Below are 14653 nucleotides of genomic sequence, written 5' to 3'. Positions count from 1 at the left end.
TTATTTAATATGAAACTAAATTTATATATAGTTATAAAAATAATCAAAACGTAACTACATATATATATGTAGTTATATAACGTTATATAAATAGATAAAACTTAACAAAACAAAATTTAAAAAGTACATTTTTTAATAAATTATAAGTGACTAATTAACAAAATAACAATTAAAAGAGCCTAATTTAACAATGTAATTATTTATAGCGTATATTTTTAATAAATTATCAAAAATCTATTGCATTTTTAAAATATGTGTGATATATTTTGTTATAAATTATTAAACAATAATTGAATTACAAAATTAAATTTTAAAAATCTAATTAATGTAAGGAGAGTTGAAAATGAGACAAGTAGCTATTTATGGAAAAGGTGGAATTGGAAAATCTACTACAACGCAAAATCTTACTGCAGGATTGGCAGAAATGGGTAAGCACATAATGGTAGTAGGATGTGACCCAAAGGCAGATTCAACTAGATTGCTTTTAGGTGGACTAGCTCAGAAGACAGTTTTGGATACCTTAAGAGAAGAAGGTGAAGATGTTGATCTGGATTCAATATTAAAGAGTGGGTTTGGAAAAATAAAGTGTGTTGAATCTGGTGGACCGGAACCAGGAGTTGGCTGTGCAGGAAGAGGTATAATAACTTCAATTAATATGCTTGAACAATTAGGCGCATATACTGATGATTTGGATTATGTTTTTTATGATGTATTAGGTGATGTTGTTTGCGGAGGTTTTGCAATGCCAATACGTGAAGGAAAAGCTCAGGAAATATATATAGTAGCCAGTGGTGAAATGATGGCAATGTATGCAGCAAATAATATATCAAAAGGTATAGCTAAATTTGCAAATACAGGTGGAGTTAGATTAGGCGGTATAATATGCAACAGCAGAAAAGTTGAAAATGAATATGAGTTACTTGATGCATTTGCAAAAAAGCTGGGAAGTCAGCTGATATATTTTGTACCAAGAAGTCCAGAGGTTACAAAAGCAGAAATAAACAAGCAAACTGTTATACAGTATGATCCAAAAGCTAAACAAGCAGACGAATACAGAGCATTAGCCAAGGCTATAGATGGAAATGACATGTTTGTAGTACCGAAACCAATGGCACAGGATGATCTAGAAGCCATATTAATGGAACATGGTCTTATGGATTAAAAATGAATATGAAATTTATAAAATATAAACTAGAAATAAATATCCCTTTAATTTTGAGCCAATTAAAGAGATATATATAAAATATTTAATAATTAAATTTTAACCATGTATAGTTTAACATAAAAAAGGGGAGTGTTCAATAAATGTTAATGGTAAAAGCTATTATAAGACCAGAAAAGGTTACAACTGTACTTTCCGAATTGTGTGATGCTGGGTTTCCTGCAGTTACTAAATTTGATGTAGTTGGCAGGGGCAAACAAAGGGGAGTAAAAGTTGGAGAAATATTTTATGATGAGATACCAAAACAAATGCTTCTGATAGTAATAAAAGATGATGACAAGGATGATATTGTAAAAATTATTACCAAGAATGCAAAAACTGGTAATAAAGGAGCTTTTGGTGATGGAAAGATATTTATAACTCCTGTAGAAGAAGCATATACAATAAGTTCAGGTACAAATGAATTGTAGAAGAGGGAGGAATGCATAATGAAAGAAGTTATTGCTATTATTAGGATGAATATGGTAGGCAAAACAAAAGATGCTCTTGCTAAAGCTAGTTTTTCTTCTATTACATGTAAAGATGTTCTTGGACGGGGTAAAAAAAAGGTGGATTTTTCTTTAATCAAGGATTATATATCTGAGGAAGATATATCAGATGTATCGAATAAAAAAATTATGGAGCAGATATCTGAAGTTCACAGATTGATTTCCAAGAGGATGATTATTATATTAGCCAAAGATGAAAATGTAAAAGAAGTTGTAGATACTATAATTGGAATAAATAAAACTGGAAATCCTGGAGATGGAAAAATATTTGTGTCTAAGATTACTGATGCTATAAGAATAAGAACGGAAGAAACTGGAGATGCAGCTATTTAGTTTTTATGAAAGGATGATTTTATGAAAAATGAATTAAGTAAAATTGTTGATGAAGTTTTAGAACCATATCCTGCTAAAACATATAAAAAGAGAAAAGAACACATTGTCATAAAGACAGAAGAAGATCCTAATCCAGTTATTACAGCGAATGTAAGAACTGTACCAGGTGTAATTACATCTAGAGGTTGTTGTTATGCTGGGTGTAAAGGTGTTGTTATGGGACCTATTAAAGATATGGTTCATATAACTCATGGACCTGTAGGATGCGCTTTTTATACTTGGGGTGGAAGAAGATTTAAATCAAAACCTAAGGAAGGCGGTCAAAATTTCAATGAATATGTTTTTGGCACTGACCTGCAGGAAAAAAATATAGTTTTTGGTGGAGCTGATAAATTGCAGAAAGCGATAGATGAAGCAATTGAAATTTTCCATCCTAAGGCCGTAGGTGTATATGCAACATGTCCTGTTGGGCTTATTGGTGATGATATACAGGCAGTTGCAGCTGCATCAAGAAAAAAATATGGTATACCAATACTTGCATTCAACTGCGAAGGATATAAAGGTGTAACACAATCAGCAGGACACCATATAGCAAATAATACTGTTATGAATGACATAATTGGAACTGGAAAAGGTGAGCACAAGAAGTATTCTATTAATTTACTTGGTGAGTACAATATTGGTGGTGATTCCTGGGAAATTGAAAGAATTCTCAATAAAATAGGATATACTGTTAGCGCTACTCTTACTGGTGATGCAAGTTATGGAGACATTCAAAATTCTAATTTGGCAGATGTAAATTTAGTACAGTGTTATAGATCGATTAACTATATAGCTAATATGATGGAAACTAAGTATGGAATTCCATGGATTAAATGTAACTTTATAGGCATACAAGGAACTATTGATACTTTAAGAGAATTAGCTAAAGTTTTTGATGATCCGGATTTGTATAAAAGAACAGAGGCTGTCATTGCAGAAGAGATTGGAGAAATTGAAGATGATATAAATTACTATAGGGAGAGACTTGAGGGAAAAGTGGCTTGTTTGTATGTTGGAGGATCAAGAGCTCAAACATATCAAGTATTACTTGAAGATCTTGGAATAAAGACTATTCTTGCAGGTCATGAATTTGGACATCGTGATGATTATGAAGGAAGTGAAGTTATTCCAACAATAAAAATGGATGCAGATACTAAAAATATACCTGAAATAACAGTTCATAAAGATGAAGAAAAATACCGTGTCATAATACCTGAAGAGAGGGCAGAAGTACTTAAATCAGAAGGTGTGCCATTAAATTATTATGGTGGTCTTGAAAAGCAAATGGATAATAATACTGTAATAATAGATGACATAAATGGACATGAGTTGGAAAGCTTTATAAAAAGATTACATCCGGATATGTTTTTGACAGGTGTAAAAGAAAAATATGTTATTGAAAAAATGGGAGTTCTATCAAGACAGCTTCATTCTTATGACTATACAGGACCATATGCAGGATTTAAAGGAGCAGTAATATTTGCTAGAGAACTTGCAAGAGGAGTATATACTCCGGCATGGAAGTATTTAACTCCACCTTGGAAAAAGCAGCCATTATTAGATGGAAAAGTAGCAGTTTCAGGAGGTGAAAAATAATGTTAGATGCAACACCAAAAGAATTAGTTAAAAGAAAAGCTTTGAGAATAAATCCAGCCAAGACTTGCCAGCCGGTTGGAGCTATGTATGCAGCTTTTGGTATCCACAATTGCTTGCCACACAGTCATGGATCGCAGGGATGTTGTTCTTATCACAGGACGGTACTTTCAAGACATTTCAAGGAACCAGCAATGGCTTCCTCCAGTTCATTTACAGAAGGTGCTTGTGTATTTGGTGGTGGGGCAAATGTAAAAGCTGCTGTTAAAAATATATTTGCAATGTATAATCCAGATATAATAGCTATTCATACAACTTGTTTGTCAGAGACTATAGGAGATGATTTGCCTAGTTATATAAGAGAGATGGAAATACCTGAAGGAAAATTAGTTATTCATACTAATACTCCAAGTTATGTTGGATCACATGTTACCGGATTTTCAAATATGGTAAGAAGTATGGTTGAATATCTTTCAGTTAACAGCGGAAAGAAGAACGACAAGATCAATATAATACCAGGATTTGTTGGACCTGCTGATATGAAAGAGATGAAGAGAATATTCAAACTTATGGATATCCCATATATAATATTTCCTGATACAAATGGAGTATTTGATGTTCCAAATACAGGAGATTATAAAATATTCCCTAAAGGTGGAACAAAAATTGAAGATATAGTAGATGCAGGAAATTCAGATGCAACTATAGCCTTTGGAAGTTTTGCTTCAGGGGATGCAGCTAAGAAACTGGAAACCAAGTGCAAAGTACCTTTTGAGACATTGGAAGCTCCTATAGGGATTGATGCTATGGATGATTTATTGATGACGTTAGTTAAATTAACCGGCAAGGAGGTACCCGAAGAACTTGAGGAGGAAAGAGGTCAACTGCTTGATTTAATGCTTGATAGTGCACAATATTTCAATGGTAAAAAAGTAGCTATAGTTGGTGATCCTGATGTGGTTATTTCACTTACCCAGTTTGTTATAACTTTAGGTATGATACCGAAATATGTAATAACAGGTACCCCGGGATCAATATTTGAAAAGAAAATCAAAAGTATGATGGACGATGCTGGTATAGATGGTGGAGTTGTTAAGGCTGATAGTGATTTCTTTGAGATGCATCAGCTCATAAAAAATGAAGGTGTGGATCTGCTCATATCCAATACTTATGGTAAATTTATAGCAAGAGAAGAGGATATCCCATTCGTTAGATTTGGATTTCCTGTAATGGACAGATATGGACATCAATATACTCCGAAGGTTGGATACTGTGGTGCAATAAAGCTTGTTGAGTCAATGTGCAATGTTATGCTTGACAAGGTAGAAAGAGAGTGTGCGGAAGAAGATTTTGAAGTAGTAAGATAAAAACTAATTGTTGTGGATGTCGCATTAAGAATTTTTAGAAATTATGCTTAGTGTGACATCCACTTTAAATAAGGCTTTTGGAGGCGAGTTTATGGAAAATAGAAAAGCTGAAATTATAGAAGATAGAAAAGAATTTGTATGTTACAATTCTAAAAATAATGAAAACAAACTTAAATGTGATCAAAACAGTGTATCGGGCGCAGTCAGCCAGAGAGCCTGTGTGTATTGTGGAGCTAGAGTAGTCTTAAATCCTATAACTGATGCCTTTCATTTGATTCATGGACCTATAGGATGTGCAGCTTATACGTGGGATCTTAGAGGTAGTTTGAGTAGTGGCTCTGAATTGTTCAGAAATAGTTTTTCTACAGACTTAAGCGAAACAGATGTCATATTTGGAGGAGAGAGAAAGTTAAAGGATTCTCTTGATGAAATTGTTGAGAAGTTCCATCCCAAAGTTATTTTTGTATATGCAACTTGTATAGTTGGGGTTATTGGTGATGATATAGATGCCGTTTGTAAAATGGCGGAGAAAAAGTATTCGATAAGAGTTATACCGGTAAAATCTCCTGGATTTTCTGGAAATAAATCAATGGGGTACAGAGCTGCCTGTGATGCAATAATAAAACTTATAGGCGAGAAAAAAAGCAAAAAGAAGGTAAATGGAATCAATTATCTTGGCGACTTCAATCTAGCAGGTGAAGTTTGGGTGGTAGAAAATTATTTGAAAAGAATAGGAATAGATATTGTTTCCAAATTAACAGGTGATGGAAAATATGATGAGATAATAAAGGCCCCCGAAGCCAAGCTGAATATAGTTCAATGTGCAGGCTCTATGGGATACTTAGCTAAAAAGATGGAAAGTTTATATGACATTCCATTTATAAAAACAAGTTTTGTAGGATTGGAGGACACAGAAAATTCATTGCTTCAAATTGCTAATATTATGGGAAATGAAGAGACGATACAGAAAGCTGAAGATTTTATAAGGCAAGAAGAAGAAAAAATTCAACCTGAATTAGATTATTATAGGAGAAGATTGACTGGTAAAAAAGCTGCTATATATGTAGGGGGAGGATATAAAGCAATATCACTTATAAAACAGTTTAGAGATCTTGGTATAGAAACTATTATGGTTGGAACTCAGACAGGTAAACCTGAGGATTACGATATAATCGAGAAGATTACAAATGAGGGAACTGTAATACTGGATGATGCCAATCCTTATGAACTTGAAAAATTCATGGTTGAAAAAGGAGCGGATATATTAGTAGGTGGAGTTAAAGAAAGACCACTTGCATATAAACTTGGAGTTGCATTTTGTGACCATAATCATGAGAGAAAACATATACTTGGTGGATTTCAAGGTGCGATAAATTTTGCAAAAGAGATAGACCTTACGGTAAATAGTCCTGTTTGGAATTATGTATAAAAGAAATTTTGAGGAGATGATTGATGATGAGCAATAAGAAACTGGTAAATGTAGATATAAATCCATGTAAGATGTGTATGCCAATGGGTGGGGTTATGGCGTTTAAGGGGATAGAAAACAATATGGTCATATTACATGGATCTCAAGGCTGCAGTACTTATATTAGAAGACATATGGCTACGCATTACAATGAGCCTGTGGATATAGCATCGTCTGCTCTTACTGAACAAGGTACTGTATATGGTGGAACTAAGAATCTTAAAAAGGGATTAAAAAACATGATTAAGATGTACAATCCTACTACTATTGGGGTGCTTACTACATGTTTGGCAGAGACTATTGGAGAGGATACTAGAAGAATAGTAGAGGAATTTTATGAAGAAGAAAAAAATAATGAAGAAATTAAGAATATAAAGATAATAACTGCATCTACTCCCGGATATGGTGCTACACAAGCTGAAGGATATTTTGTTGTACTTAGAAAAATTGTAGAACAAGTTTGTGAAAAATCAGAAAAAACTGGAAAGTTAAATATTATATGTGCCAATTTAAATCCAGGAGATGTGAGAAATATAAAGGAAATATTGAACTCTTTTGAAATAGGATATACTATTTTGCCGGATGTATCAAATACACTTGATTCACCGCATAATGAAAAGTATAGAAGAGTGCCTAAAGGAGGCACCAAGATAGATGATATAAAAAAGATGCCGGGTTCTATAGCTACAATTGAAATGGGAAGAACGGTATCAGATGAAAATTCACCGGGAATATATTTGAGAGATAAATTTGGAGTACCACTTTATAAATGCAATATACCAATAGGTCTTAGAAATACAAATGAATTTATCTCATTAATATCGAAAATAACAGGTTTTTCTATACCTGAAGATTATATAACTCAAAGAGGCAGATATTTAGATGCCATGATAGACAACCATAAATATACTGGTGAAGCCAGAGTAATACTGTATGGTGAACCAGAACTTGTATATGCAACTGCAAGACTGTGTCTGGAGAATGGAATACTTATAAAGATGGTTGGTATGGGATCTAAAAATGAAGCTTTGAGAAAAAGACTTAAGGAAGAACTTAAAGTTCAGAAGGAGGATTCTATTGTTTTAGATGACACTGATTTTGGTACTATGGAAAGTTATGCTAAAAAGTTAAAAATAAATCTTTTGATAGGAAATTCTGATGGAAGAAGAATGGCTAAAAGAATTGGAATCAAAATAATAAGAATTGGATTTCCTATTCATGATAGAGTTGGAGGACAAAGGCAAATAATAACAGGATATAATGGCTCATCATTTTTAATAGACAGTGTGGCAAATGCTATGCTTGAGCATGTACAGGATACCTATAGGGAGAAAGCATATAATGATTTTTATGCACCTATGGCTAAGATGAAAGATAATATGGAATTAAGTTGTAACAAAACCTCTACTCATCCGTGTTTTGGTGATAATGCCCATAAGTTTGCAAGAATGCATATACCTATAGCACCAAAATGTAATATAAGTTGTAATTACTGTAGTAGAAAATATGATTGCGCAAATGAAAGCAGGCCTGGAGTTACTAGTGAAATTCTAAGTCCTAAACAAGCACTTGAAAAATTTAAATTAGTTAAAAGTAAAATGAAGAATTTGACTGTTGTAGGTATAGCAGGACCAGGTGATGCGCTGGCAAATTTTAGTGAAGTAAAGGAATCACTTGAACTTATAAGAAAAGATTCACCAGAAACTACATTTTGCTTGTCAACTAATGGACTTATGCTTCCCTTCTATGCAAATCAACTTGTAGAACTCGGGGTATCACATATAACTGTAACTATAAATGCAGTGGATAAGAAAATAGGTGCAAAAATATATAGAGAAGTTAATTATTTGGGACATAAATATTATGGCGAAGAAGGAGCTGAAATACTTTTGAATAATCAGCTTACAGGACTTAGGTATCTATGTTCTAAAGGCACAATCTGTAAAGTTAATATAGTTATGCTAAAAGGAATAAATGATAAACATATCAAAGATGTGGTAAAAAAGGTTAAACAATGTGGGGCATATATGACTAATATAATGCACATGATACCAGTTCAGGGAAGTAAATTTGAAAAATTACCGCTTGTCTCCAATATAGAGTTAAATCAAATGAGAAAAGATTGTGAAGTGAACATAAAACAGATGTATAACTGCAGGCAATGCAGGGCAGATGCTATAGGAACTTTGGCACAGGATTGTTCTATAGATTTCAGAAATATTGGATGTGGCAGTTGCTTTGATAAATGTTCAAGCAATGTAGAAAAAAATGTATCTGAGAGTGGAAAATATAAGTTTGCAATTTCATCAAAATCAGGTATCAATATAGATCAGCATTTCGGACATTCTACTGAGTTTTATATTTATTCATATGATTCTGGAAATATAAGATTCTTGGAAAAAAGAAATGTGGATAAATATTGTACTGGATCTGATGAGTGTGATGAACATGAAGATAAAATTTCAAAAACCATTAAAATTATAGGGGATTGCGATGCAGTTCTTGCATTAAGGGCAGGATTTGAACCAAGAGAAAGATTGGAGGCAAAAGGAATTAAGTTAATAGAAATGTATGATTCTATAAATAAAGGAATTGTTAGGGCTGTTAATGAAATTATAAAAAATAAAACATCAAATAGTAAAGTTGATTTTCATATTCTGCGAGATTGAGAAGGTGATATATATGTCAATTGTACTGAGGAATAGCAGAAAAATTATTATAGATAGAAGTTTGCTTGAGGTTACAAATAAATTAAAAGAAATTAATAGCGATGTTTCAAGAGAATTTCTTATGCTTCTTAAAGATCTTGGGGTAGATATAATAGAAATCAATGATGTTGTGCTAAACAAGGTAAAAAATTTACCTGAAAATTTAGACTATATATATAGAATTGATAATATTTCAAATCTACATTTTATAGATAGATATAAGATGAATTTTAAATGTTTAGTTATAGATTATAAGGAGTTACTGAATTTAAATAAAGAAATTTTAAATAGATTGAGAAACAGTAGGATAATGATTGAAGTTGATATTAAAGCCATAGATCAATTGTGCTTGGAGAAAAATATTGAAATTTTCAATAAATTGGATGTTGAATGTGTCAGAATAAAAGGCGTTATAAAATATGATATTTATGGTTTGGATAGATTGATAGAAAATATAAGAAGATATTTTTCTTCAAATGTGGATTTGTGTGCAGACAGCGGATTTTATATGGCAACGGCAATAAGCATTGAAGCCTGTATGGATGGAGCAGATTCAATAACGGCAGCTTTTAATGGACAGATTTATGGACTTGCAGCACTTGAAGAGGTTATTTTGGGACTTAAAGTTATAAAAAATGGGAAGTTATCTGGAGACTTAAAAGTAATCAAGAAATTGACAAAAGTGTATGAAAAATTATCCTATGAGAAAATATATTGTATGAAACCTGTAATAGGAGAAGATATTTTCAAATGTGAATCAGGTATTCATGTAGATGGAATGGAAAAGGATCCAAATACCTATGAACCTTATAATCCATATGATATAGGATCGATAAGGACTGTCTACATTGGAAAACATTCCGGTAAAAAAAGTGTAATGATAAAGCTTAAAAAGTTAAATATAGATTATAGAAACATAAATGTAAATGAGATTTTAAAGAAGGTAAGAGAAACCAGTATTAAATTAAATAGAAATGTTTTTGATGATGAATTAATTCAAATTTGTAATGATTTAAAAGATACTTGTTTGAAATGAGGTGATTCATAATGGGCATTAATTTTGTAGATACTACTTTACGGGATGGGGAGCAGAAGGCTTGTATAGCTTTGAATGTAGAGCAGAAAGTAAAAATTGCTAAAATTATAGATGATATGGGTATTGATCAGATAGAAGCAGGTGTACCCGCTATGGGCGGAGATGAAAAAAAAAGTATAGAAAAGATTATGAGCCTTGACTTGAAAAGCAAGATATCATCATGGAATAGAATGAGTATTAAAGACATAGATGATTCTGTAGATTGCGGCGTTGATATAATTCATATATCAATTCCGTCATCAGATATACAGATTAGATCGAAATTAGGAAAGGATAGAGAATGGGTTATAAATAATATGAGAAACTGCATCACATATGCAATTGATAAAGGGTATGAAGTAACTGTAGGACTTGAGGATGCAAGCAGGGCAGATATAAATTTTTTAATTGAATTGTGTACAGTTGTTTTTGAAATTGGAGTAAAAAGAGTTAGATATGCAGATACTGTAGGAATTCTATACCCTAGAAAGATATTTTACAATATAAAAAAGCTTATGAAGGAAGTGCCATTGGAAGTAGAAATTCATGCTCATAATGATTTTGGTATGGCACTTCCAAATTCTTTTGGAGCAGTAGAAGCTGGTGCAAAATTTGTAAATTGCACAATTACCGGCATGGGTGAGCGAGCTGGTAATTGTGATTTTATAAAGTTTGTGGAAGTAATGAATAAGTTGTATGATAAAGGAACATATTCTAGAAATTTTAGTGATTTAATTGAGATGGAAGAAACTATAAGAAATATAATTAATTATGATTAATATGTGTTGTGATTATAAAATAGAAATTAATCATGGGGGTAAAGGCTATGAAACAAGTAAATACTAAATATGGAATACTAAGAGGAATATCTAGTATAGAGTATTATAGTGGGGGAAGTGTGAAAGAATGTACATTAAATACTATTAACAAATTAAAAAGTCCATATGGTGTTTTAATACCAAAATATAATTATGGCATATCAAGAAGCAAGAATACTGTGTCTGTTTCATTTTATGAAAATGGCAATCTAAAAAGTATTTATTTGGAAAATCAAATTAAGATCAAAACTTCTATTGGAATTTTACCTGCAGAATTTATTACATTTTATGATAATGGCGATATAAAGAGACTCTTTCCGTTAAACGGAAAAATAACTGCTTATTGGACGGAACAAGATGAATATAAAATGGCTGAAGGAATAGAATTTAATCTTGCCATAGGGAAAATAAAGGAAAAAGTCATAAGTATATATTTCTATGAAGGTGGTAATATAAAGAGCATAACTTTCTGGAGGAAAAACAGTGTAATTATACGTACTCCGATAGGTGATGCCTTTGCACGAATAGGTACAGCTTTTTATCCTGATGGAAAGCTTAAGTCATTTGAACCTAAAAAAAATATGGATGTAAATACGAAGATAGGAGTTATAAGGGCTTTTGATACAGAGGCATTAGGAATTCATGGTGATTCTAATTCCCTGGTATTTTCTAAAGAAGGTGAGATAAGCTCAATTGTAACTTCAACGGATAGAATAGAAGTTTTAAATAGAAAAAGTGGTGAAAAACAAGTATACAGGCCATTATTAAAAAGAAGTATAATTGATGAAAACAGCATGGATATTATTCCATTAAGAATTGAATTCCAGGGTGACAAGGTTAAATTCAGAAATGGATTCCAGCATAAATTTCCATGTGAATGTGTGCTTAATGAATGCGATTTTAAAATAAAACATTTGAAACTTGAGTATAGCTCTCCATGTTCATCTTGTATATAATAAATTTCAAAAAACTTTACTTATTACTATAAACTATTGTATAATAAAATAGAAGACAAATTGATTTAATGAAACAAAGCTTAAAATTTGTTAATTTTATCTTTTTGTGATATAATAATATAATTAGAAACACCGATATACAAAATCAAGATATATCAATTATAAGTGTTTTATCTTTAGGAGGATAATAAATGAAAATAGGAACAGTAAAATGGTTTAATTCAGAAAAAGGATTCGGATTTATCGAAGTTGAAGGAGAAAATGATGTATTCGTACATTTCACTGCAATAAAAAGTGATGAACCAAGAAAGAATCTTGAAGAAGGACAAAAAGTTCAATTTGATGTAGAAGAAGGACCAAAAGGACTTCAAGCTGCTAATGTTGTTAAACTTTCATAGTTTTTAACGTTAATAAATTGGATTTTAATATAAACATTAAATGTTTTACCACCTTTTAAAAGGTGGTTTTTTATATAAATCTAGATTTTCATTACTGAAATAAAAATAAAATAATATTATTAAAAGGAGTTTTTATAGTGAGAAAAAATTATAGGATGAAAAGAACTATATCTGTAAAAATGTTTATTTCAGAATTAGGTCAAAATTTTTCAGAATATATAAAAAACAGGCTTATGGATTTAGAAATTAGGTGTGTTTTAACAAGAAAAGATAAAAGCTATATGCTTGATATAAAACATGTAGAACATATCAAGTATGCATGTACTACAGAAAATACAGCTAAAGTTGCTGAAAAAGAATATGTATATGGATGTTTTATAGTAAAAGATGATGAGTTATATTTTTCTAAAAATTTTGTAAGTACAGAAAATGTTATGATGCCGGATAAGGCATGCAATATATATGATTCTCTGGAAGGTGAGGAAATCTCTATAGATTGTGAAGATGGAGATGGAGATGGAGATGGAGATGAAGATATAATGGCAAAAAAAATTGATGATAATAACATCAATTTTATAATTGACAGCATATTAAAAATATGTCCAGATGTGTCACAAAAGTATTTGGATATTGTACATGAAATGATTTCCCATGCAGAAATTAAAAAAAATAATACATTTCATATTACCACATATTAATAATCAATATTTTATGTCGTTTCTATATTTTGTATGATTTCTATACAATAGTTATATTAAAACTGATATAGTTTTATAACTATACCAGTTTTATAAAATTATTTTATTAATTAATTGTCATTTTCTATAAGTATTTTAACTTTATCTATTCTTCTTTCTTTTACACTTTCTATTTTAAAAATTAGATTATTGTACCTTAAGGATTTATATTCATTATGTTTTGGAATATGGCCCAATAAATCTATTACAAAGCCTCCTAAGGTGTCAAACACATCGCATGGAAGATTTATGTTTAATTCTTCATTCACATCATCTATTGGTACAAGACCATCTACTATATAAGTATTAGAATTCAATTTTTTTATAGGATCCATATCATCATATTTATCATGCTCATCAGGAATGTTTCCCATAACTTCTTCTATTAGGTCATCTATAGTTACTATACCTGTGAAATCGCCATATTCATCTATTAAAACTGCCATATGATTATTTGTACTTTGCATTTCTTCAAATAATTCATCTATATTTTTTGTTTCAGGAACAAAATAGGCAGTTCGTATAATGTCTCTTGCAGATTTGTGATCCAAAGTTCCATTATGGAATTCTATAAATAAATCCTTCATATATAAAATACCAATTATGTTGTCAATAACATCTTCGTATATAGGTATCCTTGAATACTGCTGCTTTGCCAATTCTCTTAAAATTTCGTCAAGTGGTGTATTTACATCTAGGGCGAATACATTTACTTTTGGTGTCATTATATTTTTGGCAAGAGTATCATCAAATTTAAATACTCCATTTATCATTTCTTTTTCTGTTTCATTTATTATTCCAGTTTCTTCTCCTGCATCTATCATAAGCTGTATTTCTTCTATAGATATATTGTTATTTTTACTTGTATATTTTATTTTAGCTGCTTTAGATAATGCATTAACCGATAGAGTTAATATTTTATCAAATAAAAAAGTTATCTTTGATGTAAATAAAAGAGGTTTTACCACAAATAATGCTACTTTCTCAGAATTCTGAAGAGCTACTTTTTTAGGAAAAAGCTCTCCTAAAACCAGTGTAAAGTATGATAAAATTATGGTGCCAAGTATTATTGATATTTCATTGCTTGATGGCACATTTAAATTTTCAAGCACTTTGGCTAATGGCTTTGAAAGCGAAGTAGCAGAAAGTGCACTGGCAAGAAAACCAGCCAGAGTTATTACATCCTGAATAGTTGCTAAAAATTTATTTGGCTCTTTTATAAGATTAAGCAGCAATTGAGCTTTTTTATTACCTTTATCCGCAATAATTTTTATTTTAGATTTGTTCATTGAAACTATGGCAATTTCTGCTGCTGAGAAAAATGCATTTAATATTATAAGTATAAAGATAAAAAAAAGATCAAACAAAACGCTACTCGGACCACTGTCCATATAAAAATTCCCCCTTGTTAGTATAAAAACTTAATATATTATTAGTATATTATAACA

Annotated in this window: 13 protein-coding genes; 12 read left to right on the top strand and 1 reads right to left on the bottom strand. The window is 31.1% G+C overall.

The window, feature by feature from the left end; translation table 11 throughout:
- The first annotated feature begins 343 nt into the window (after positions 1 to 343).
- The 12 genes from nifH (at position 344) to J2Z42_RS03920 (ending at position 13166) form a co-directional block, all read left to right on the top strand.
- A complete protein-coding gene (gene nifH, locus J2Z42_RS03975; RefSeq protein WP_209701084.1) occupies positions 344 to 1162 on the top strand; it encodes a nitrogenase iron protein in 819 nt (272 codons plus the stop codon).
- Positions 1163 to 1305: 143 nt separating this feature from the next.
- Positions 1306 to 1632: a P-II family nitrogen regulator gene (locus J2Z42_RS03970; protein ID WP_209701083.1), complete on the top strand. Its 327-nt coding sequence runs from the start codon at positions 1306 to 1308 to the stop codon at positions 1630 to 1632.
- Positions 1633 to 1650: 18 nt separating this feature from the next.
- Positions 1651 to 2043: a P-II family nitrogen regulator gene (locus tag J2Z42_RS03965; protein WP_209701082.1), complete on the top strand. Its 393-nt coding sequence runs from the start codon at positions 1651 to 1653 to the stop codon at positions 2041 to 2043.
- A gap of 21 nt (positions 2044 to 2064) precedes the next feature.
- The gene (gene nifD, locus J2Z42_RS03960) at positions 2065 to 3681 is read left to right on the top strand and encodes a nitrogenase molybdenum-iron protein alpha chain (protein WP_209701081.1); all 1617 of its coding nucleotides are present in this window, start codon (positions 2065 to 2067) and stop codon (positions 3679 to 3681) included.
- Positions 3681 to 5045, top strand: a complete 1365-nt coding sequence (gene nifK, locus J2Z42_RS03955) for a nitrogenase molybdenum-iron protein subunit beta (RefSeq protein WP_209701080.1) — start codon at positions 3681 to 3683, stop codon at positions 5043 to 5045. Before nifD ends, nifK begins: the two co-directional genes overlap by 1 nt.
- 91 nt (positions 5046 to 5136) lie before the next feature.
- Positions 5137 to 6474 carry a nitrogenase iron-molybdenum cofactor biosynthesis protein NifE gene (nifE, locus tag J2Z42_RS03950; RefSeq protein ID WP_209701079.1) on the top strand — a complete coding sequence of 446 codons (1338 nt, stop codon included), beginning with the start codon at positions 5137 to 5139 and terminating at the stop codon, positions 6472 to 6474.
- Positions 6475 to 6500: 26 nt separating this feature from the next.
- A complete protein-coding gene (gene nifB, locus J2Z42_RS03945; RefSeq protein ID WP_209701078.1) occupies positions 6501 to 9182 on the top strand; it encodes a nitrogenase cofactor biosynthesis protein NifB in 2682 nt (893 codons plus the stop codon).
- A 13-nt stretch (positions 9183 to 9195) separates the two neighbouring features.
- On the top strand, positions 9196 to 10257 hold the full coding sequence (locus tag J2Z42_RS03940) for a homocitrate synthase/isopropylmalate synthase family protein (protein ID WP_209701077.1): 1062 nt from the start codon (positions 9196 to 9198) through the stop codon (positions 10255 to 10257).
- 11 nt (positions 10258 to 10268) lie between these two features.
- Entirely contained in the window at positions 10269 to 11075 is an 807-nt protein-coding gene (locus J2Z42_RS03935) for a hydroxymethylglutaryl-CoA lyase-like TIM-barrel protein (protein ID WP_209701076.1), read from the top strand.
- A 47-nt stretch (positions 11076 to 11122) separates the two neighbouring features.
- Positions 11123 to 12070 (top strand): hypothetical protein, encoded by a 948-nt coding sequence (locus tag J2Z42_RS03930; protein WP_209701075.1) that lies wholly within the window; start codon positions 11123 to 11125, stop codon positions 12068 to 12070.
- 191 nt (positions 12071 to 12261) lie between these two features.
- A complete protein-coding gene (locus J2Z42_RS03925) occupies positions 12262 to 12468 on the top strand; it encodes a cold-shock protein (protein WP_209701074.1) in 207 nt (68 codons plus the stop codon).
- A 137-nt stretch (positions 12469 to 12605) separates the two neighbouring features.
- The gene (locus J2Z42_RS03920; RefSeq protein ID WP_209701073.1) at positions 12606 to 13166 is read left to right on the top strand and encodes a hypothetical protein; all 561 of its coding nucleotides are present in this window, start codon (positions 12606 to 12608) and stop codon (positions 13164 to 13166) included.
- Between the two features lie 110 nt (positions 13167 to 13276).
- On the opposite strand, the gene J2Z42_RS03915 is transcribed toward J2Z42_RS03920, so the two are convergent.
- Positions 13277 to 14596 (bottom strand): hemolysin family protein, encoded by a 1320-nt coding sequence (locus tag J2Z42_RS03915; RefSeq protein ID WP_209701072.1) that lies wholly within the window; start codon positions 14594 to 14596, stop codon positions 13277 to 13279.
- Between the last annotated feature and the right edge of the window lie 57 nt (positions 14597 to 14653).

Source organism: Clostridium algifaecis (assembly GCF_017874415.1).
GTDB lineage: Bacteria > Bacillota > Clostridia > Clostridiales > Clostridiaceae > Clostridium_B > Clostridium_B algifaecis.
This window is presented reverse-complemented; position numbering and strand designations above follow the sequence as displayed.